Source organism: Streptomyces sp. NPDC087263, from assembly GCF_044744645.1.
Taxonomy (GTDB): Bacteria; Actinomycetota; Actinomycetes; order Streptomycetales; family Streptomycetaceae; genus Streptomyces.
The window spans coordinates 123,255-144,086 of sequence record NZ_JBIUYT010000007.1 but is presented as its reverse complement, the minus strand read 5'-3'; the positions used below and the strand labels follow the sequence as shown (position 1 = coordinate 144,086).

Genomic DNA, 20,832 nt, shown 5'->3' with positions numbered 1-20,832 from the left:
TCCGGGCCTTATTTTTTTCTCGACATTATTTTTTTTGGGGGTTATGGTTGTCCCGGCCTTTAATTTTGGGGGGGGGCCGCCCCCGGCGGCCCCCGCCAACCCGCCGCCCCCCGCTTCTCGGTGAAAGGGCCCAGAGAGGTGCTGAGGAAGTCCTAGAGAGCGCTCCCCGCAGTCCAGTCGGCCCAGGACAGGTTCCACCCGTTGAGACCGTTGGACGGATCCACGGTGACCTCGTCCGAGTTCTTGACGATCACCACGTCGCCGAGCATCGAGCTCTTGTAGAACTTGTAGCCGTCCACGGAGGTGTCGTCCGCGCCCTTGGTGTCGTGCATGCTCACGCACCCGTGACTGGTGTTGCTGCTGCCGAAGACCGACGTCGACGCCCAGTAGTTGCCGTGGATGAAGGTGCCGGAGGTGGTCAGGCGCTGGGCGTGCGGCACGTCCGGGATGTCGTACTCGTCGCCGAGGCCGACGGTCGAGGACTCCATCCGGGTCTGCTTGAAGCGCTCGCTGATCACCATGATCCCCGACCAGGTGGTGTGGTCGGCGTCGCCGCCGGTCACCGGGTAGGTGGCGAGGGTCGAGCCGTCCCGCACGACCGTCATCGTCTTGCTCGCCAGGTCGACCGTGCTGATCTGGGAGCGGTCGATGTTGAAGACGACGTCCTTGGACTGGGTGCCGTAGACGCCGTCCGCGCCCTCGACGTCCTTCAGACGCAGACTCAGCGTGATCTTCGTGCCCGCGGCCCAGTACTCCTCGGGCCGGAAGTCGAGCCTGGTGTCGCTGAACCAGTGGCCGACCACCTCGACGGCGGGCTCAGCCGTCACCGTGATCGCCTTCTCGACGGCGGCCCGGTCGGCGACGGCCTTCGTGAAGTTGATCGACACGGGCATGCCGACGCCGGAGGTCGAATTCGCCTCGGGGGTGAAATACCCCACGAAGGTGTCGCCGGGAGACTTGGTGGTAAAGGTCGCCGTCGTTTCGCCGGCTCCTTCGGACTGGGCCGTGACCGTGTATTTGGTGCCGGAGAACGGGTTCGCGCTCGACGTCCATTTCGTACGGGCGTCGTTGTAGGAGCCGGCCAGGGTGGAGCCGTCGTTGCCGGTGACCTTCACGGCCGACAGGGTGCCGTCGGCCACGGCGACCTCGACAGGGTTGGTGAAGGCCGCCTTCGTCGTACCGTCGGCGGGGGTGACGGTGATCGTCGGTACCTTGGCCTTCGTCTCCGCCTCGGTACTCGCCGCGGGCGTCGCGCTCGTCGTCTCCGATGCGTCCGCCGAGCCGCTGCAGCCGGTCAGGACGGCGGCCGGCACGGCACCGAGCACGGCGAGGATCCCGCGCCGGGACCACGCCGGACGGCCGGGCCGGTTCGATGCCTGCCGTTCGGACCGGTTCGGTATCTGCTCGGACCGGTCCGATATCTGAGGGTCGACCACGGCACGCCTTTCTTAGATCACCACCACTGCTGGTGCATCCTGCGCCTCTTCTATTTGTTGATTCTTTGAATCCAGGGGGTTCCTCCTTAGATTCCTGTGAAGACTCCCTGGGAGACGGCCTGAAAACGGGCCCGGCTGCGTGCGCTTCCCTGTGCGGCCTCAGCGGGCCTCCGGTCGTCACCCCGGCACTCGCGAAATCCCGTGCGCGTGTGTCGGCCGTCCACTCGTCAGAAGTCTGCAAATTGTGCACAGGATCGTGCGCACCTTGCAGAGTTGCGGCAAGAGTTGAGCAGGATTGCGCATGGGAATGATGGGATATGACGAGTACTGTTCACGACGTGCTGGCAGAGCGACGACATCAGCTCATCCTGCGGGCCCTGCGTTCAGGGGGTCCCGCGTCCGTGACCGATCTCTCCGAACAGCTGGACGTGAGTCCCGCCACCGTCCGCCGTGACCTGGTGAGACTGGCGGAGGAAGGCCTGCTGACGCGGGTGCACGGCGGCGCCGTCGTGGAGGAGGGCGACCAGCCCTTCGCCGAGGTCGCCGAGGTTCGCGTCGACGAGAAGGACGCCATAGCGGTGAAGGCCGCGTCGATGGTCCAGGACGGCCAGTCCGTCCTCCTGGACATCGGCACCACCACCTTCCGGCTGGCCAGACAGTTGCACGGCCGTCGGATCACCGTGATCACCAGCAATCTGGTGGTGTTCGAGGAACTGGTGGACGACGAGGGCATCGAGCTGGTGCTGCTCGGCGGCATGGTCCGCCGCGCGTACCGCTCCCTGGTCGGCTTCCTCACCGAGGACAACCTGCGCCAGCTGCACGCCGACTGGGTCTTTCTCGGCGCCGGCGGAGTACGGCCGGGCGGTCAGGTGATGGACACGACCGTCGTCGAGGTACCGGTCAAGCGCGCCATGATCAAGGCGGGCGAGCGGGTGGTCCTGCTCGCCGACCGGGCGAAGTTCCCGGGAACCGGGATGGCGAAGGTCTGCGGTCCCGAGGAGCTCGACGTGGTGGTGACGAACGCGCCGGTGGACACGGCGACGCGGTCCTCCCTGGAGGAAGCGGGCGTACAGGTGGTCGTGACAGGAAAGGCGGAGACGGCGTGAAGCTGACGATTCTGGGTGGCGGCGGATTCCGGGTGCCGCTCGTGTACGGAGCGCTTCTCGGGGACCGGGCCGAGGGCCGCGTCACCCAGGTCGTGCTGCACGACCTGGACGCGGGGCGGCTCTCCGCCGTGACCCGCGTCCTGGCCGAGCAGTCCGCGGGCGTCCCGGACGCCCCCGAGGTCACCGCCACCACCGACCTCGACGAGGCCCTGCGCGGCGCCGACTTCGTCTTCTCGGCGATCCGCGTCGGCGGCCTCGAAGGACGTGCCGCCGACGAGCGGGTCGCCCTGGACGAGGGCGTCCTCGGCCAGGAGACGGTCGGCGCGGGCGGTATCGCCTACGGCCTGCGCACGGTGCCGGTCGCCGTCGACATCGCGCGACGCGTGGCCCGCCTCGCCCCCGACGCCTGGGTCATCAACTTCACCAACCCGGCCGGTCTTGTCACCGAGGCCATGTCCCGCCACCTCGGTGACCGCGTGGTCGGCATCTGTGACTCGCCGGTCGGCCTCGGCCGCCGTATCGCCCAGGTGCTGGGCGCCGACCCGGGCGAGGCGTGGATCGACTACGTCGGTCTCAACCACCTCGGCTGGGTACGCGGCCTGCGCGTCGCGGGCCGCGACGAACTCCCGCGCCTGCTCGCCGACCAGGAGTTGCTCGGCTCCTTCGAGGAGGGCAAGCTCTTCGGCCCGGAGTGGCTCCAGTCCCTGGGCGCGATCCCGAACGAGTACCTGCACTACTACTACTTCAACCGCGAGGCCGTACGGGCCTACCAGCAGGCGGAGAAGACCCGCGGAGCCTTCCTGCGCGACCAACAGGCCGCGTTCTACGACGAGATGAGGCGCCCGGACGCCGCGGCGCTGACCGCCTGGGACCGTACCCGCGCCGAGCGCGAGGCCACGTACATGGCGGAGAACCGGGACGCGGCGGGCGCCGGTGAACGTGCCGCCGCCGACCTCTCCGGCGGCTACGAGAAGGTCGCGCTCGCTCTGATGCGGGCCATCGCGCGCGACGAGCGCACCACCCTGATCCTCAACGTCCGCAACCGCGGCACACTTTCCGTGCTCGACGCCGAGGCCGTCATCGAGGTGCCCTGCCATGTGGACGCCAACGGCGCGCATCCCGTCGCCGTCGACCCGCTGCCCGGCCACGCCACCGGACTGGTCTGCGCGGTCAAGGCGGTGGAACGGGAAGTCCTGTCCGCGGCCGAGTCGGGCTCGCGCACGACCGCGGTGAAGGCCTTCGCCCTGCATCCGCTCGTTGACTCGGTGAACGTGGCGCGCAGGCTTGTGGACGGCTACACCTCGGTCCACCCAGGCTTGGCGTACCTCGTCGAATAGGCGCTTTCCCCCTTCCTGGAGACTCGCGCGCATGACGAATGCCGCCGCGGCCGCTCGAGGTGCGGACGCAGCGGCCGGCGCGCCGCCGCCCGTAGGACACGCAAGGGTGCCCGGCCTTTACCGGCCGGGCACCCCTTTTGTGCGCGCTCCGGACGTGTCTCAGCCGGTGAAGCCGGCCGTGATGGACGTGAACTGCCAGTTGGTCTGGCTGATACCGGAGCAGTTGCTGACCACGCCGCCGCCGGCGCACGGCCGGTCGCGGTTGACCGCCCAGTAGGCAAGGCGGGCGATGTGGTGCGAGTTCGACCAGTCACGGATCTGGGTCCAGATCGCCGGTGAGGTGAGCTCCTGCTGGTCGCTGAGCCCGTTCATGCCGGAGATGCCGATGTGCGCGTACGCCGTGGCGTCATCCCAGCCGAAGGTGGACTTCAGCTTGGTCTTCAGGCCCTCGGTGGCGTTCACCGTGTTGCCGTACATGTCGGCGCCGCCGCCGAAGTCGAACGGCATGATGGTGAACACGTCGATGTTGGCGCCCAGTGCCGAGGCCCGCTCGATGAGCCGGTTGCCCCAGGAGGTCGGGCCGGTCGTCGACGTGCCGAAGGTGATGATCGTGCGCAGACCCGGGTTGTTCGCCTTGACGATTCGCAGGGCGTTCAGGATGCGGTCCTGGACGACCTCGTTCTCGAACTCGTCCGTGTTCTCGATGTCGATGTCGATCGCCTTGAGCCCGTACGCGTTGATCACCTGCTGGTACGCGCCCGCCAGTGCCTCCGGCGTCGAGCAGTTCGGCCCGAGCTTGTTGCCGCTCCAGCCGCCGATCGACGGCACGATGTCACCGCCCGCGGCGCGGACGGAGTTGATGACCGACTGGTCGTTGCCGCCGGTCAGCGCGCGCGAGCCGTCCCAGGCCGGGTTGCAGCCGCCCGACGAGAGGATGAACGCCATCGTGAACCACTTGATCCCGGTGGAGTTCATCACCGTACTCACGGCCGGCGGATCGCCCCAGCCGAGGTAGAGGTACGGCGCCGCCTGCTTGAAGTTGGTGCTGGGGGTGCCCGCGTTCGTCGTCACGGCAAGGGAGTTGGAGACACCGGAGAGGTTCCCGGCCGCGTCCCGGGCCCGCACGGTGAACGTGTAGGCGGTGCTCGGCGACAGCCCGCTGACCGTGCCAGTGGTGCCCGTGACGCTGAGCACCTGGTTGGCGCCGCTGTAGACGTTGTAGCCGGCGACCCCGACGTTGTCGCTCGAGGCGCCCCACGACAGGGACACGCTGGAGGAGGTCTTGCTGGGGGAGGTCAGGCCGGTCGGCGCGGTCGGCGCCTGGGTGTCCGAGCCGCCGCCGCCCGGGCCGTCCAGGCTGACGTCGTCGGCGTAGTAGGTGCCCTGGCCGTACCAGCCGTGCGTGTAGATCGTGGCGCTGGTCTGGGAGGCACCGGTCGTGAAGTTCACGGTGAGCAGGCTGTACGCCGACGTGGATGTCGTCCACGTCGCCGCGCCGCCGTCCACGCCCAGGTACACATAGCTGCCGCGCACCCAGGCCGTCAGGCTGTACGCCGTGTTCGGCTGGACGGTGACGGTCTGGCTGCACTTGGCGTTGTCGCTCGAACTCGCCGCCCCCGCAAGGGCCTTGGTGCCGCCGTGTACGGGGGTGGAGACGATCGAGCCCAGGTTCCCGGTGCAGGACCAGGGGGACACCGCGCCCGACTCGAAGCCGGGGTTGGTGAGGATGTTGGCCGCATGGGCCGTGGTGGGCAGGGCGACCGCCCCGGCCAGAGCCAGGGCGGCGGTGCCGAGCAGAGCGATGAGGCGACGTCTGGAACGTCTGAGGTAGTTGATGCGCACGCGATCTCCCTGAAGAAATGGGGGTGTTCGGGAGTGCTGAAGGTGCGCACCCAAGTTGGTATGGACCAATCAAGCTGTCAAGATGCTGTGCGTTGATTGGTCCAGACCGGTAGGGGATTGTGGGGAATTTTAGGGGGGCTAGGCGGGTGCGATGGCGGCCGTGGCGGACGCCGCTGCGGCTGCCGGGGCGATGCCCGATGCGATGGCCGGTGTGGCGGTCGGTGTCGCGGCGGGAGCGATGACGGGCGTGGCGGTCGGTGTCGCCGTGTGAGTGATGACCGGTGTGACGGTGGGCGTGAGTGCGCTGTCCGTCGCCGGGGCGGTCATGGTCTCCGCGACCGGAGCCGCGGCGGCCTCCACGCTGGGTGCGGGCGTGGCCGGCAGGGTCTCGGCGCGCTGCTGCGGCACCGCCACCGGGCGCACCGGACGCGGTCCCGTGACCACGGCGTAGTCCTGCCCGAGCAGCGAGGGAACCAGCTCGCCGGTCTCTTCGCCGAGCGCCAACTGCACTGCCGCCCAAGGGGCGTTGATCCCGCACAGCGCGAGCTGGTGCAGTCCGCCGGCCGGCCGGGTGTTGACGTCCATGAGGACCGGCTCGTCGCCGAACATCCGGAACTGAATGTTCGTCAGATAGTGCAGCCCGAACGCCTCCGCGAGCCGGCGCGCGGGGTCGATCCAGGTGGGGTGGAGCGTGAAGCCGCGACGGCGTCCGTTCTTGGTGCGGCCCACTGCCATCCGGACCCGGCCGTCAGGCCCGGTCAGGCAGTCGACGGACACCTCCGGCTCCGCGAGGAGCGGCATCACCAGCCAGTCGACGGGCTTCCCGGCCCCCCGCAGTGCGTCCTGAACCAGGCTCAACGGCACGTGCGAGCTGGGGAATCCGTTGAGGTGCATGAGTGAGAAGGGGGCGCGTGTGATCACCCGGAAGCCCACCCCGCCCGCACCGGCCGCGGGCTTGAAGCATGCCTTGTGGCCCGCCGCCTCCAACGCCTCGACGGCGACGAGGAGTTCCTCCTCGTTACGGACACGCCACCACGGCGGCACCGGAATACCCACGGCCTGAAGCGCCTGATACGCCGTCACCTTGTCGTGGAAAATGGCCACGGCCTCGGAGGGCGGCGCCAGCAGGGCCGTGCCGAGCGCGGCGAACTCCGCGCGATGCGCGACGATCGCCGACTGGTGGAGCACGGGCACGAACACGTCGATCTCGTGCCGGGCGCACTGGTCGAGGGCGTACTCGACGTACGCGGCGCGGGAGAGGCCCTCGGGCTCCATGGCGGCGGTGTCGGCAGCGGCCAGAATGGGCGAGTCGGCGTCTCCGTGCGTCGCATGGATCTCGACCGGGCGGCGCTGCGGATTACTTCGCAGCTGATCCATGAAGAACACGTTCTCCGCGTACGTGCGGTTGAGCCAGACGCGTACGCGTGAACCCATGCAGGCCGCCTTTCACGGTTCCCGGGCACGGCGGAGCAGGCCGTGCCCGGCCAGGGGAGAGGGAGGTGCACCAAGCCGCCGCAGACCGAAGAAGGTCCAGCGTGGTGGTGTTGGGGCGATCATAAGGGGCGCGGGGCGGGTGTGGCGCTACAGGCGTGTTACGGATTCCCGAATTGTGGACCCCAGGTCCCGCGGGACGGTCTTGTCCGGCCTCGGTCGGATGTGCTCTTGTGTTGCTATTCGTGTTCGTGGAAGGGGCGAGGGTGGAGTCGAAGGCTGGCCGTTCGGGACAACTGTTGGCCATCAGCGATCTGCACATCGGATACGCGGAGAACCGCGCCCTCGTCGAGCAGATGCGCCCCCAGTCGGACGAGGACTGGCTTCTGGTGGCCGGTGACGTCAGCGAGAGCGTGGCCGACATCCGCTGGACCCTCGAAACGCTCAGCGGCCGCTTCCGCAAGGTGATCTGGGCCCCAGGCAACCACGAACTGTGGACCCACCCGAAGGATCCGGTGCAGCTGCGCGGCGTCGCCCGCTACGAGCATCTGGTCGCGCTCTGCCGGGAGTTGGGCGTCACGACACCCGAGGATCCCTATCCCGTCTGGGACGGTCCGGGTGGCCCCGCCGTCATCGCCCCGCTCTTCCTGCTCTACGACTACTCGTTCCTGCCGAAGGGCTGCACGACCAAGGAGGAGGGGCTCGCCTACGCCGAGGGCACCGGGGTGATCTGCACCGACGAGCACTTCCTGCACCCCGATCCCTATCCGAGCCGTGAGGCCTGGTGCCGGGCCCGGGTCGCCGAGACCGAGCGCAGGCTTGCCGAGCTGCCCGACGACCTGCCCGTGATCCCGGTCAACCACTACCCGCTGGACCGCCACCCGATGGACGTCCTGCGCTACCCCGAGTTCGCGATGTGGTGCGGCACCACGCTGACCGCCGGCTGGCACCGCAGATTCCGCATCGAGACCATGGTCTACGGTCATCTCCACATCCCACGGACCACCTGGCACGAGGGTGTCCGCTTCGAAGAGGTGTCCGTGGGCTACCCCCGTGAGTGGCGCACCCGCTCGGGGCCGCCCGGTGCGTTGCGCCGCATTCTGCCGATGGAGGTCGGAGCCGGTGATCGAGGAGCTGCTCCCGGAGTCAGTGGTGGCCGTGGAGGGTTTCGGTGACGACGGGGCCGAGGGCACGATGCTGTACCCCGAGGAGCAGGCGCTGCTGACCCGCGCCGTGGCGAAGCGGCGCCGCGAGTTCACCGCCGTACGCGGCTGCGCCCGGCGAGCCATGGAGAAGCTCGGCGTGGCGCCGGCGCCCATCCTGCCCGGCGAGCGCGGCGCCCCGCAGTGGCCCGCGGGTGTGATCGGCAGCATGACGCACTGCGAGGGCTACACCGCCGCCGCGGTCGCCCGCGCCACCGACCTGGCCTCCCTCGGCATCGACGCCGAACCCCACCTGGTGCTCCCGGACGGCGTCCTGGGCGCCGTGGCCCTGCCCGCCGAGGTGGCACGGCTGGGCGGGCTCGGTGCCCGGATTCCCGACGTCCACTGGGACCGGCTGCTGTTCAGCGCCAAGGAGTCGGTCTACAAGGCGTGGTTCCCGCTCACCGCGAAGTGGCTGGACTTCTCCGAGGCGGACATCGACATCTTCGTGGACCCCGGGGCCGGGGTCCACGCGCTGTCGGGGCGGCTGCGCGCGGAGCTCCTCGTGCCGGGCCCGCTGGTCGGCGGCGACCGCGTCGGGTTCTTCGACGGGCGCTGGACCGTCCAGCGGGGCCTGGTCGCGACGGTGATCACGGTGCCGCACGGCTGAGGCCGTGCACCACCGCGTGACTCAGCGCTGCGTCGGTCCCGGGCACCAGGTGTGCAGCAGCCGGAAGAACGACTCCTCGTTGCCCGCGAGCCCGGCCGCCGCCAGTGCCTGCTCCGCCTCGGCCAGGGCGGCGGGCGGCACCACGGGTGGTCGGCGCCCGTCCGGCGCTCCGTCGAAGGCGGCTCGGACGGTCTGGAGGAGACGCAGGTAGGCCTGCACGGCGGCGCGTTCGTGATCGGTCAGTACGGCGGTCGGCATCGGACGGCTCTCCCCGGGTCGGCTGGTCGAAGCGATACATGGCGGTACGTGACTCCAGCTTGCCGTCCGCCACTGACAATGCCGTTTCCGTACGCGGAGGTTCGCCCGCTTAGCGGAGGCGAAACCTCACGGAAATCCCTTGGGGGACGGGGGCCCTAGGCTGGAACGGAGACCTGGGAACCGCTTTCTCGGCGGCTTGTGAACTGCGTCGACGGTGGCTTGCGCGTTGCCGGGCCGGTGGCTCGGGAGCCGGCTCGACGGCGGCTCGGGAGCTGCCTTGACGGTGGCTCGGGAGCCGGCTTGACGGTGGCTTGGGAGCTGCCTTGACGGTGGCTTGGGAGCCGCCTTCACGGCGGCCCGGGAACAGGAGGTGGCCCATGGTCGACGTACCGCCCGGACGCCCGCGGCGCACCCTGCGCTCGGTGAGCGACGGGGAACTGCGCCTGCACCACCGTGTCGTGCACGGCTACCGGCGCGCCTACCGGATGGCGGGCGAGGGTCCCGCACTCGTCCTGATCCACGGCATCGGCGACTCCTCGGACACCTGGGGCGAGCTGATCCCGGACCTCGCCCGCACCCACACGGTGATCGCGCCGGACCTCCTCGGCCACGGGGCGTCCGACAAGCCGCGGGCCGACTACTCGGTGGCCGCGTACGCCAACGGAGTACGTGATCTGCTCACCACGCTCGGCATCGAGTCCGCCACGCTGGTCGGGCACTCGCTGGGCGGCGGTGTCGCGATGCAGTTCGCCTACCAGTTCCCCGAGCGGACCGAGCGGCTGATCCTGGTCAGCGCGGGCGGCGTCGGGGGCGAGGTCAACCCCGTACTGAGAGCGGTGTCGCTGCCAGGTGCCCACCTCATGCTCTCGGCGCTGCGGCTGCCCGGTATGCGTCTCCAAGTCGGCCTGTTCTTCCGCCTGATGAGGATCCTCAACACCGATCTGGGCCAGGACGCACCGGAGTTGCTGAACCTCGTGGACGCGCTGCCCGACGCGACGTCCCGCAGCGCCTTCATCCGCACGCTGCGCGCCGTGGTCGACTGGCGCGGGCAGGCGGTGACCATGCTCGACCGCTGCTATCTGACCGAGGGCATGCCCACGATGCTGCTCTGGGGGGATCGGGACAGTGTGGTGCCGGTGCGACACGCGTACGGGGCGCACGAGGCGATGCCGGGCAGTCGCCTGGAGATCTTCGAGGGCGCCGGCCACTTCCCCTTCCACAGCGACCCGGCGCGCTTCCTCGCCCTGATCGAGGAGTTCACGAACACCACGAGCCCAGCCGACTGGAGCCGCGACCACTGGCGCGAGCTGCTGCGCGCGGGCCGCCCCGGCACGGCTGTCGGACAGCCGGACACGGAGCAGAGCCGAGCGGTGGAACGAGACCTGCGAGAGGCGAGCGAACGCAGCGCGACGTGAGGCCACACCGCCCTGAACTCGTCTCGTGCGCCTAGACCGGTCCGGCCGATCACGGCGGAGACGCGGGGTGGGGTGTGGCACGCGCTTTCCTGTTGCCTCAAGGGCGTGGTGGACCCCGAGCGACCCCCCAGCGGCGTTGAATTCCTGCGACCTGATCGGCCGGGTCCTAGCCGACGTGTTCCCGGGAACCGGACGCGACCCGTTCCCGGGCGGTCGCGACGACGGGGGAGCGGCGCAGGGCGAGGGACATCCCCACAAGGTCCCGCGGACCGGCGGCCGAGGTGGCGGACGGGGTGGCGTCGGCCGCCGCGGCGCTGATGATCCTGCCCTCCGGATCCTCGGTCCTGGCCCGCAGTGCCACGGTCACCATTGTCGCGTCGGCTTCGGCCCGCGCCCGGTTCTCGCCGGAGCCCGCGGACACGGCGGCGTCGTAGGCCCGCGCGCGCTCCTCGGGGTCGAAGTAGGGGTACAGGCTGAGGAGGCCGTCGTGGATGTCGGACTCCCGCTGGGTCACCAACAGTTCGGCCGGCGACCACCAGGCGATCCGCACCGCGTGGTCACCGTGGTCGCCCGCGGGCCGCAACTCCCGCCAGAGCGGCCCGAGGTGACGGTAGGTCGCCCAGGTGCTCCACACATCTCCGAAGCGCTGACAGGCCATCGGGACGCAGAAGCCGATCGCGCAGATCAGCTCTCCTGCGGCGGCCAGGACGGGGGCGACGTCGGTGCTCAGGTAGTCGAGGTTCCCGCCGGTCCAGCGGGCGCCCACGGCAGTCAGTTTGGCGGCGTCGAAGGCGATGTTGGTCAGGAACCCGGACACGATGACCAGCAGCCCGGCGCGCAGCCAGCCCTGCACCTGGAGTGCCCAGCGCCAGCACATCATGACCATCGCGACGTTCGCGAAGGTGAGTGCGGCGAGATAGAGCACGATCATCTCGCGGATGAACGACGTGTTGGCGTAGTACGTGTCGAGGTCCCGCAGGCGCTCTTCCGGCGCGTGCCCGAGGACGAACAGCGTCACGCACGCCACGATCACCACGGAGTACCCGGCGATCCAACGGCGCGAGGCGCGGCGCGTGACCTCCGACGGTCCGCCGCGCCAGTGGATGATCAGCACCAGACAGGAGGCGCTGAAGGCACTCAGCAGGCTGTACACGAGCGGCGCGGAGACGTTCGGGATGCCGGTGATGTGGTTGACCCAGGTGATCGTCGGCGGGGCCGCGAAGCAGAACACCAGGGCGGAGAGCGCGAGCAGCGCGTACACCGACCGCAGCAGCGGATCGCGCCAGGCGCGCAGCACCGCCGGGCCCTTGAGAGCAAGGGCGATCGCCATCGCGACCGCCGGTATGTAGTAGCTGGTGTCGTGCACGCCGTCTCAGCCCTGCGGCCCGCGGTAGCCGAGCGACGCCTCGATCCGGCCCGCGAGTCCGTCCCGCTGCACCGGCCTGCGCAGCGATGAACCCGCAAGCCAGGTACGGCACTTGCTGGCGAGCAGCAAGCCGAAGTTCTCGGCCTCCGCCTCGTCCGCGAGGTGCGATCGGGTGCGCGCGGCGACCTTGAGGACGGTCTCCTGGAGGTCCGCGGAGTCGTTCAGTAACCGGGCCGCGACGGCCGCGCCCTCGACGTGGTGGCTGCAGTGCCCGGCCTGCATGTGCCACAGCTCGTGGCCCAGGATCACCAACTGGTGGTCGGGCGCGGTGCGTTCCTCGACGACCACGAGGTCCTGTTCGGCCATGTCGAGCCAGAGTCCACTGGCGGTCCCGGGCGGGAACGCGGCGGTGCGGAACTGGACGGGGCGCCCGCGGCGTCTGCTCATGGCGTCGCACAGCGCCGCGTAGAGGTCGGCGGGTTCGGCCGGCGCCGCGAGTGTCAGTTCCCCGACCAACTCACCGCACAGGCGCCGCATGTCCCTTTGGATGCCCACAGTTCTCCCCGTGCTCACGACTCGGGCCGCTTGACGCTTTCCAGGAGCATGTCCAGCCACTCGGCGACCTTGTCCCGGTGCTGGTCGGTGGGCAACTGTGCGGCCCGCCAGGCGATTCCGCGGACGCCGTGGTCCAGCAGGAGTCGCTCCAGCGGATCGGGGGCCACCGAGGCCGCCGCGCGCTCACGGTCGGCGACCCGTTGCAACAGCTCCTGCTCCGAGCGCTGGAGAGCGCCCACGAGAGCCTCGGAGTCCTCGGCCGTGAGGAACCCGGCGTGTACCCGGAAGAACCGCTGAATCGCGTCGCAGTGCTCCATGGTGGGGCGCCGGTCGCCGTTGATGAGAGCCCCCGCCTGCTGCCGCGACATGCCCGCGCCGTCGGCGATCTCCTGCTGCGTGTACCGGCGCCCATTGGGCTTCAGCCGGGTACGACGGAGCAGATCCAGCCGTTGCAGGAACCGGGCCTGCAGATCGGGCTCTCCCGCGCGGCGGCCGCTCAGCAGGGCTCGCACCACGGGCTCGGGGACGCCGGACTCGGCCGACAGGCGCCGGGCGTCGAAGACCTCGGCGTGCCGCACACCGAGCCGGTCGGCGAGCCCGCTGACCCGGGCCACGACGGCCTGCAGCAGAACCGTCGCCGTGGCGGCCGGAACCTCGAAGCCATCCGTCACCGACAGATCTCCTACGTCTTTTCTCAGGTTTCTCACATGATGGTCAGCAACCATCGGGAGACTAGCCTCTTGGTCGAACTCACATCCAGGTCTCGCCACAACTGTGGCGAGATTCAGCCGTCAACGAGCGTCAAATGCCACGATAGTTGACACGACAACACTCCGGGAAGCAGGATCGGGGCGCCGCGTGAAGGCCGCATAGGCAAGAGGGGTGACCTCCCGATGGCGTACCAGGCAGGATGGCAGCGGTCCCAGCCGCGACCTGTCCCCGCGAGTCTCGAAGCGCAGGCGTATCTCCAGGACTACGCCGATCTCCTCGAGGCCCTCCCGTTCCCCTCCGTCGTCTTCGACCACTGCTGGGACGTCGTTCTGTGCAACGACGCGTTCGAGACACTTTTCGCCGGCATCGGACCGCACCCGACGGCGATGCCCAGCCACAACTTCCTGCGGTTCGTCCTGTTCCATCCGGACGCGAGCACCGTCCTCGGCGAGCACGAGTCGAGCTGGTGCCTGCCGATGCTGGCCAACTTCGCGGACGCCGTGAAGCGGCACGACCAGGACCGCGCACTCCAGTCGATCCGCCGGGACATCGCCCAGGACCCGATCATGGACGCCGCCTACCGGCACGGGCTGCCGCACTGGATCCGCGCGGTCGGCCCGGACGGCGTCGAGTCCGACGGTGCCGTACGCCCGCTGGTGCACCCCGACCCGCGCTGGGGCCGTACGGACTGCCGGATCGTCATCGACACCCCCAAGTCCCTTCAGGACATGGGCTACACGCGGATGACACTGGTGCTGCGCGAGGCACGGCACGCGGCAGCCGGACCGGGCAGGGCGCACAAGACCCGCAACGGCGCGGCGGAACTGCGGGCGGTGTGAGCCGCCCTCGGCGGCCCACGGGCTGAGCTCGCGCTACGCCGCACCGAGCCCGAGCCCGAGCCCGAGCCCGAGCCCGAGCCCGAGCCCGAGCTGAGTGGTCCGTCCAAGCTCCAAGCCGTGAGCCCGCGGCGGAGTCGTGCCACGGCGGTGTGAGCCCGTTCGGTCGCGTGACTGGTGCGATGCCACCGGCGACGCCGCAACCCGCCCCACGTGTTGACCAAATAGGCCGCCCCCGGCAGCCGTTGGAGCAGCGGGACCACGGCGGATCCGAAGTGCCGCACGAACCCGGCACCCGCCACCAACTCCCGCCGGACGAGCCGCAGATGTAGCCCGGGCGCAGCGCCGCCAGGTCCGCGCTCGGCGGGCGGCGGCCCTGGGCGGCGACCTGGGTGAGCACGGCCGCCGTATCGGCCCGGGTGGCGTCGACGCCCTCCGCACCGGAACCCTGAGCAGCCGCTGAGGAACTCTCCGTGCAACTGTCCCGTTCCACGCGCATCGCGCTGCGTGTCGCCGCCGGGCTCGGGTCGCGGTCATCGACGGGCCGACAGGGCGACGGAGGGCAGGATCTGAACCGGCCTGGGGTCACCCGGCGAACTTCCGCAGCCGCACGAACAGGTCGCTCCCAGCTGATCCAATTGTGCGGGATCCAGCCGTTTCACCCGCAATACGCAAGCCGCTTGCATTTCTTGCGCTATTCTTGCGTGCATGACGCGACGACTTGCTCAGGTGGCGCAGAAGGTCGGGGTCAGTGAGGCCACGGTCAGCCGGGTGCTCAACGGCAAACCCGGAGTCTCCGATTCCACCCGGCAGGCGGTGCTCTCCGCCCTCGACGTCCTCGGCTACGAGCGGCCCACGCAACTGCGCGGTGAACGCGCCCGGCTCGTGGGCCTGGTGCTGCCGGAGCTGCAGAACCCGATCTTCCCGGCGTTCGCGGAGGTGATCGGCGGGGCGCTCGCGCAGCTCGGTCTCACCCCGGTGCTGTGCACCCAGACCAAGGGCGGCGTCTCCGAGGCGGACTATGTGGAACTGCTGCTTCAGCAGCAGGTCTCCGGCGTGGTGTTCGCGGGAGGTCTGTACGCGCAGGCGGACGCGCCGCACGATCACTACCGGCAACTCGCGGACCGCAACATTCCGGTGGTCCTTGTGAACGCGGCCATCGAGCACCTCGGCTTCCCCTGCGTCTCCTGCGACGACGCCGTCGCCGTTGAGCAGGCCTGGCGCCATCTGCACTCGCTCGGACACGAGCGCATCGGGCTTGTCCTCGGCCCCGGCGACCACATGCCCTCGGGGCGCAAGCTCGCCGCGGCGCGCGTGCTCGCCCCCGAACTGCCCGACGAGCACATCGCCCGGGCGATGTTCTCCCTGGAGGGCGGACAGGCAGCCGCCACCCGGCTGCTCGACCGGGGTGTCACCGGCATCATCTGTGCCAGCGATCCGCTCGCGCTCGGCGCCGTACGGGCCGCCCGCCGCAGGGGGCTCAGCGTGCCCGGCGAGGTCTCCGTCGTCGGCTATGACGACTCGGCGTTCATGAACTGCACCGAGCCGCCGCTGACCACCGTGCGCCAGCCCATCGAGGCCATGGGACGCGCGGCCGTCGAGCTGCTGAACGCCCAGATCGGCGGGAGCAGTGTCACCCCCGAAGAGCTGCTGTTCGAGCCCGAATTGGTGGTCCGTGGTTCGACAGCGCAAGCGCCGCGCCACTGAGCAGCAGGTGACTGTCAAATAATTACATATTCTGCGCGACATCTTGCGAAGAGATGTCGTCGGTGCTTGAGTGTGCGGCGCCCACCGCTCCAGGCCACGGGTTGCCAAAAGGGTTCCACCCGCTCCTGCCCAAAGGGGTCCACCGATGAGAAGCACCGGGTTCCGCCGTACCTTCGTCACGCTCATGGCGTGTTCTTTCGCGCTCACTGCCACTGCCTGCGGTTCGAGCGACGACACGGCCGACGGCAAGACCAGCATCACCGTCAACTGCATGCCGCCCAAGAGCGCGAAGGTCGACCGCTCGTTCTTCGAGGCGGACATCAAGGCCTTCGAGAAGGCCAACCCGACCATCGACGTCGTCGCGCATGACGCGTTCCCGTGTCAGGACCCCAAGACGTTCGACGCCAAGCTGGCCGGCGGTCAGATGGAGGACGTCTTCTACACCTACTTCACCGATGCCAAGCACGTCGTCGACATCAACCAGGCCGCCGACATCACGAGTTACGTCAAGGACCTCAAGAGTTACGACACCATCCAGCAGCAGTTGCGCGACATCTACACCGTGGACGGCAAGATCTACGGCATCCCGCGCACCGGTTACTCGATGGGCCTGATCTACAACAAGAAGCTCTTCAAGGAGGCGGGCCTCGACCCCGAGAAGCCCCCGGCCACCTGGGAGGAGCTGCGTGCGGCCGCCAAGGCGATAGCCGGGCTCGGCAACGGCACCGTCGGATACGCCGACTACAGCGCCCAGAACCAGGGCGGCTGGCACTTCACCGCCGAGATGTACTCGCAGGGCGGTGACGTGGTCAGTGCGGACGGCAAGAAGGCCACCATCGACACCCCCGAGGGCAAGGCCGTCCTGCAGAACCTCAAGGACATGCGCTGGACCGACAACTCCATGGGCAGCAAGCAGCTCCTCGTCATCAACGACGTCCAGCAGATGATGGGTTCCGGGAAGCTCGGCATGTACCTCTCCGCGCCGGACAACATCCCGATCCTGGTCAAGGAGAAGGGCGGGAACTACAACGACCTCGCCCTCGCGCCCATGCCCGGCGGCCAGGGCACGCTCATCGGCGGCGACGGCTACATGTTCAACAAGAAGGCGACGCCCGAGCAGATCAAGGCGGGCCTGAAGTGGCTCGACTCGATGTTCCTCACCCCCGGCGACGGCTTCCTCGGTGACTACGCGCGCGCCAAGCAGAACGACGCTCCCGTCGGCCTGCCCGAGCCCCGTCTGTTCACCGGCGCGGCCGACGAGAAGGACCAGCAGGTCAAGGAAGCCAACGCCAACGTCCCGGTGGCGAACTACCAGCCCTTCCTCGACGGCAGCGAGAGCCTGGACAAGAAGATCGAGCCGCCGCAGGCCCAGCAGATCTACTCGGTCCTGGACAGCGCCGTCTCCTCGGTGCTCACCAAGAAGGACGCCGACGTCGACAAGCTCCTGAGTGACGCGTCCGGCAAGATCGACTCCATTCTGGCCCGGGGCTGACACCGTTCATGAAGACCGCATCGAAGCCCGCGGTGCCTCCACCGACGACTGTACGGCCGGTGGAGGCACCCGGGCCTGGACCCCACAAGCGGCCACTGAGCCGGCGCCTGGCCGACCAGTCGCGGGCGTATGCCTTCCTCATCGGCGGCCTGCTCTGCTTCGCGCTGTTCTCCTGGTACCCGGCGATCCGCGCCGTCGTGATCGCCTTCCAGAAGTACACGCCCGGAGCGGAGCCGGAGTGGGTCGGCACCGAGAACTTCACCCGCGTCTTCCACGACCCGGAGTTCGCGGCCGCCTGGCGCAACACCCTGACCTTCACCCTCCTCGCCCTGCTCATCGGCTTCGCCGTCCCCTTCGTGATGGCGCTGGTGCTGAACGAACTCCGGCATGCGAAGTCCTTCTTCAGAGTCGTGGTCTATCTGCCGGTGATGATTCCGCCGGTGGTCAGCGCCCTGCTCTGGAAGTGGTTCTACGATCCCGGAGCGGGCCTGGCGAACGAGGCACTGCGCTCACTGCACCTGCCCACCTCGAACTGGTCGAACGGCGCCGACACCGCGCTCGTGTCACTCGTGATCGTCGCCACCTGGGCGAACCTCGGCGGCACCGTCCTCATCTACCTCGCCGCGCTGCAGAGCATCCCCGGTGAGCTGTACGAGGCGGCCGAACTGGACGGCGCGAACATCTGGCAGCGCGTCCGCCATGTGACGATCCCGCAGACCCGCTTCATCATCCTGATGCTGATGCTGCTGCAGATCATCGCCACGATGCAGATCTTCACGGAACCGTTCGTGATCACCGGCGGCGGCCCGGAGAACGCGACCGTGACAGTCCTGTACCTGATCTACAAGTACGCCTTCCTCTACAACGACTTCGGCGGAGCCTGCGCCCTGAGTGTCATGCTCCTCGTCCTGCTCAGTGCCTTCTCGGCGCTCTATCTGAAGCTGACCAGCTCCGGAGGCGAGGACTCATGAGCACCCGTACGCTCGTCTCACCGCTCACCCTGGCCCGCCGCCGCGGCAAGGCCCTCTACTGGAGCGTCTTCTCCGGAGTGGTCCTGCTCTTCGCGCTCGCCTTCCTCTTCCCCGTCTACTGGATGATCACCGGCGCCATGAAGTCGCCGGACGAGGTCACCCGTACACCTCCGACGCTGGTCCCCGACAAGTGGAGCCTCAGCGGCTACACCGACGCCTGGGACCTGATGGACCTGCCCACCCACCTGTGGAACACGGTGGTGCAGGCCGCCGGCGCCTGGATTCTCCAACTCGTGTTCTGTACGGCGGCCGCGTACGCCCTGTCCAAGCTGAAGCCCGCCTTCGGCAAGATCATCCTCGGCGGCATCCTCGCCACCCTGATGGTCCCGGCGCAGGCACTGGTCGTCCCGAAGTACCTGACCGTCGCCGACCTCCCGCTCATCCACACGAGCCTGCTCAACGACCCGCTCGGCATCTGGCTGCCCGCCGTGGCCAACGCCTTCAACCTCTATCTCCTCAAGCGCTTCTTCGACCAGATCCCGCGCGACGTCCTGGAGGCCGCCGAGATCGACGGCGCCGGCCGGCTGCGCACCCTCTGGTCGATCGTGCTGCCCATGTCCAGGCCGGTTCTGGGAGTTGTGTCGATCTTCGCCCTGGTCGCCGTCTGGCAGGACTTCCTCTGGCCGTTGATGGTCTTCTCCGACACCGAAAAGCAGCCCATCAGCGTGGCCCTCGTCCAGCTGTCGCAGAACATCCAGTTGACCGTGCTGCTCGGCGCGATGGTGATCGCCAGCATCCCCATGGTCGTGATGTTCCTGGTGTTCCAGCGGCACATCATCGCCGGGATCAGCGCGGGCAGCACGAAGGGCTGACCCCACCCCCTTCCAGAGCTCCACAGAAAGGTTGGCACCGTGGGACAGCATTCCCCTGCCCGCATCCAGGGCGAATGGTGGCGCTCCGCCGTCATCTACCAGGTGTACGTACGCAGCTTCGCGGACGGTGACGGCGACGGCACCGGCGACCTCGCGGGCGTCCGCGCCAAACTCCCGTACCTCGCCGAACTGGGCGTGGAAGCCCTGTGGTTCAACCCCTGGTATCTGTCGCCCATGGCCGACGGCGGCTACGACGTGGCCGACTACCGCGCCATCGACCCGGCCTTCGGAACGCTCGCCGAGGCGGAGAAACTCATCGCCGAGGCGCGCGAGCTGGGTATCCGCACCCTCGTCGACATCGTGCCGAACCACGTGTCCGACCAGCACGCCTGGTTCCGTGCGGCCCTCGCGGCGGGTCCGGGCAGCCCGGAGCGCGAGCTGTTCCACTTCCGCCCCGGACGCGGTGAGAACGGTGAACTCCCGCCCAACGACTGGCCGTCCCAGTTCGCCGGCTCCACCGAACCCGTCTGGACCCGGCTGCCCGACGGCGACTGGTACCTCCACCTGTTCACCCCCGAGCAGCCCGACCTCAACTGGGCGCACCCGGCGGTCCGGCAGGAACACGAGGACGTGCTGCGCTTCTGGTTCGAACGGGGCGTGGCAGGCGTCCGCATCGACTCGGCCGCGCTGCCCGCCAAGGACCCGGACCTGCCCGACTTCGTCGAGGGCCGCGACCCGCACCCCTTCGTCGACCGCGACGAACTCCACGACATCTACCGCTCCTGGCGCGCGGTGGCCGACGACTACGACGGCATCTTCGTCGGCGAGGTCTGGCTCCCGGACACCGAGCGCTTCGCCCGCTACCTCCGCCCGGATGAACTGCACACCGCCTTCAACTTCTCCTTCCTGTCCTGCCCCTGGGACGCCGGACGGCTGCGTACCTCGATCGACGAGACCCTCGCCGAGCACGCTCCGGTCGGCGCGCCCGCAACCTGGGTGCTGTGCAACCACGACGTGACGCGCACGGTCACCCGCTACGGCCGCCGCGACACCGGCTTCGACTTCGCCACCAAGGCCTTCGGCACCCTCACCGACCTTGCTCTCGGCACCCGCCGCGCCCGTGCCGCCGCCCTGCTCTCGCTGGCCCTGCCCGGCGCCGTCTACGTCTACCAGGGCGAGGAACTCGGCCTGCCCGAGGCGGAGATACCCCGCGACCGCATCCAGGACCCGATGCACTTCCGCTCCGGCGGCGCCGACCCCGGCCGGGACGGGTGCCGGGTCCCCCTGCCATGGACCGCCGACTCGCCCCACGCGGGTTTCGGCGGCGACCCCTGGCTCCCGCAGCCCGCGGGCTGGGCCACGTACGCGGCCGACCGGCAGGCAGCCGACCCGGGCTCGATGCTCGCCCTCTACCGCAAGGCACTCCGCGTCCGCCGCTCGGAGCCGGGCTTCGGTGACGGGACGCTGACCTGGCTGCCCGCACCCGAGGGCGTCCTCGCCTTCGCCCGCACGGACGGGATGTGCTGTGTGATCAACCTCTCCGACACACCGGCCGAACTCCCCGTGCACAATGAACTGCTTCTCACCAGCGGCCCCTTGGATACCGAGGGGCGGCTCCCCCAGGACACGGCGGCCTGGCTGCGCGCCTGACGCCGCAGCCGGGCCGCCGCACCACCCCGCTATCC

General features: G+C 69.3%; 18 protein-coding genes. 11 read left to right on the top strand and 7 right to left on the bottom strand.

Going from position 1 to position 20,832, the window contains the following annotated elements:
- Positions 1–152 precede the first annotated feature (152 nt).
- Positions 153–1,436 carry an Ig-like domain-containing protein gene (locus ACIPC1_RS23315; RefSeq protein WP_402519895.1) on the bottom strand — a complete coding sequence of 428 codons (1,284 nt, stop codon included), beginning with the start codon at positions 1,434–1,436 and terminating at the stop codon, positions 153–155.
- Positions 1,437–1,774: 338 nt separating this feature from the next.
- On the opposite strand from ACIPC1_RS23315, the gene ACIPC1_RS23310 reads away from it, so the two are divergent.
- Both ACIPC1_RS23310 and ACIPC1_RS23305 read left to right on the top strand, forming a co-directional pair.
- A complete protein-coding gene (locus ACIPC1_RS23310) occupies positions 1,775–2,542 on the top strand; it encodes a DeoR/GlpR family DNA-binding transcription regulator (protein WP_402520572.1) in 768 nt (255 codons plus the stop codon).
- Positions 2,539–3,879 (top strand): 6-phospho-beta-glucosidase, encoded by a 1,341-nt coding sequence (locus tag ACIPC1_RS23305; protein WP_402519893.1) that lies wholly within the window; start codon positions 2,539–2,541, stop codon positions 3,877–3,879. The genes ACIPC1_RS23310 and ACIPC1_RS23305 overlap by 4 nt, the downstream gene beginning before the upstream one ends.
- A gap of 159 nt (positions 3,880–4,038) precedes the next feature.
- Here the strand turns inward: ACIPC1_RS23305 and ACIPC1_RS23300 are convergent, their stop codons facing one another.
- The gene (locus ACIPC1_RS23300) at positions 4,039–5,721 is read right to left on the bottom strand and encodes a carbohydrate binding domain-containing protein (protein WP_402519891.1); all 1,683 of its coding nucleotides are present in this window, start codon (positions 5,719–5,721) and stop codon (positions 4,039–4,041) included.
- 138 nt (positions 5,722–5,859) lie between these two features.
- Positions 5,860–7,155: an ATP-grasp domain-containing protein gene (locus ACIPC1_RS23295; RefSeq protein ID WP_402519889.1), complete on the bottom strand. Its 1,296-nt coding sequence runs from the start codon at positions 7,153–7,155 to the stop codon at positions 5,860–5,862.
- Positions 7,156–7,418: 263 nt separating this feature from the next.
- On the opposite strand from ACIPC1_RS23295, the gene ACIPC1_RS23290 reads away from it, so the two are divergent.
- Both ACIPC1_RS23290 and ACIPC1_RS23285 read left to right on the top strand, forming a co-directional pair.
- On the top strand, positions 7,419–8,327 hold the full coding sequence (locus tag ACIPC1_RS23290) for a metallophosphoesterase family protein (RefSeq protein WP_402519887.1): 909 nt from the start codon (positions 7,419–7,421) through the stop codon (positions 8,325–8,327).
- Positions 8,275–8,964, top strand: a complete 690-nt coding sequence (locus ACIPC1_RS23285) for a 4'-phosphopantetheinyl transferase (RefSeq protein WP_402519885.1) — start codon at positions 8,275–8,277, stop codon at positions 8,962–8,964. The genes ACIPC1_RS23290 and ACIPC1_RS23285 overlap by 53 nt, the downstream gene beginning before the upstream one ends.
- 21 nt (positions 8,965–8,985) lie before the next feature.
- Here the strand turns inward: ACIPC1_RS23285 and ACIPC1_RS23280 are convergent, their stop codons facing one another.
- Positions 8,986–9,222: a hypothetical protein gene (locus ACIPC1_RS23280; protein WP_402519882.1), complete on the bottom strand. Its 237-nt coding sequence runs from the start codon at positions 9,220–9,222 to the stop codon at positions 8,986–8,988.
- A gap of 377 nt (positions 9,223–9,599) precedes the next feature.
- Between ACIPC1_RS23280 and ACIPC1_RS23275 the strand changes: the two genes are divergently transcribed.
- Entirely contained in the window at positions 9,600–10,637 is a 1,038-nt protein-coding gene (locus tag ACIPC1_RS23275) for an alpha/beta fold hydrolase (RefSeq protein WP_402519880.1), read from the top strand.
- Positions 10,638–10,803: 166 nt separating this feature from the next.
- Here the strand turns inward: ACIPC1_RS23275 and ACIPC1_RS23270 are convergent, their stop codons facing one another.
- The 3 genes from ACIPC1_RS23270 to ACIPC1_RS23260 are packed head-to-tail and all read right to left on the bottom strand — an operon-like array spanning position 10,804 to position 13,229.
- A complete protein-coding gene (locus ACIPC1_RS23270; RefSeq protein WP_402519878.1) occupies positions 10,804–12,003 on the bottom strand; it encodes an MAB_1171c family putative transporter in 1,200 nt (399 codons plus the stop codon).
- Positions 12,004–12,009: 6 nt separating this feature from the next.
- Positions 12,010–12,540: a toxin-antitoxin system, toxin component gene (locus ACIPC1_RS23265; protein ID WP_384391053.1), complete on the bottom strand. Its 531-nt coding sequence runs from the start codon at positions 12,538–12,540 to the stop codon at positions 12,010–12,012.
- Between the two features lie 32 nt (positions 12,541–12,572).
- A complete protein-coding gene (locus ACIPC1_RS23260; RefSeq protein WP_384391050.1) occupies positions 12,573–13,229 on the bottom strand; it encodes a helix-turn-helix domain-containing protein in 657 nt (218 codons plus the stop codon).
- A 222-nt stretch (positions 13,230–13,451) separates the two neighbouring features.
- Between ACIPC1_RS23260 and ACIPC1_RS23255 the strand changes: the two genes are divergently transcribed.
- The 6 genes from ACIPC1_RS23255 (at position 13,452) to ACIPC1_RS23230 (ending at position 20,797) form a co-directional block, all read left to right on the top strand.
- Positions 13,452–14,108 carry a hypothetical protein gene (locus tag ACIPC1_RS23255; protein ID WP_402519874.1) on the top strand — a complete coding sequence of 219 codons (657 nt, stop codon included), beginning with the start codon at positions 13,452–13,454 and terminating at the stop codon, positions 14,106–14,108.
- A gap of 705 nt (positions 14,109–14,813) precedes the next feature.
- Complete coding sequence (locus tag ACIPC1_RS23250) at positions 14,814–15,812, top strand: LacI family DNA-binding transcriptional regulator (protein WP_402519872.1); 999 nt, start codon at positions 14,814–14,816, stop codon at positions 15,810–15,812.
- 145 nt (positions 15,813–15,957) lie between these two features.
- Positions 15,958–17,304, top strand: a complete 1,347-nt coding sequence (locus tag ACIPC1_RS23245) for an ABC transporter substrate-binding protein (RefSeq protein ID WP_402519869.1) — start codon at positions 15,958–15,960, stop codon at positions 17,302–17,304.
- Positions 17,305–17,312: 8 nt separating this feature from the next.
- A complete protein-coding gene (locus ACIPC1_RS23240) occupies positions 17,313–18,275 on the top strand; it encodes a carbohydrate ABC transporter permease (protein ID WP_402519866.1) in 963 nt (320 codons plus the stop codon).
- Positions 18,272–19,147: a carbohydrate ABC transporter permease gene (locus ACIPC1_RS23235; protein WP_402519864.1), complete on the top strand. Its 876-nt coding sequence runs from the start codon at positions 18,272–18,274 to the stop codon at positions 19,145–19,147. The genes ACIPC1_RS23240 and ACIPC1_RS23235 overlap by 4 nt, the downstream gene beginning before the upstream one ends.
- Before the next feature lie 39 nt (positions 19,148–19,186).
- Entirely contained in the window at positions 19,187–20,797 is a 1,611-nt protein-coding gene (locus ACIPC1_RS23230; RefSeq protein WP_402519861.1) for a glycoside hydrolase family 13 protein, read from the top strand.
- Positions 20,798–20,832 lie beyond the last annotated feature (35 nt).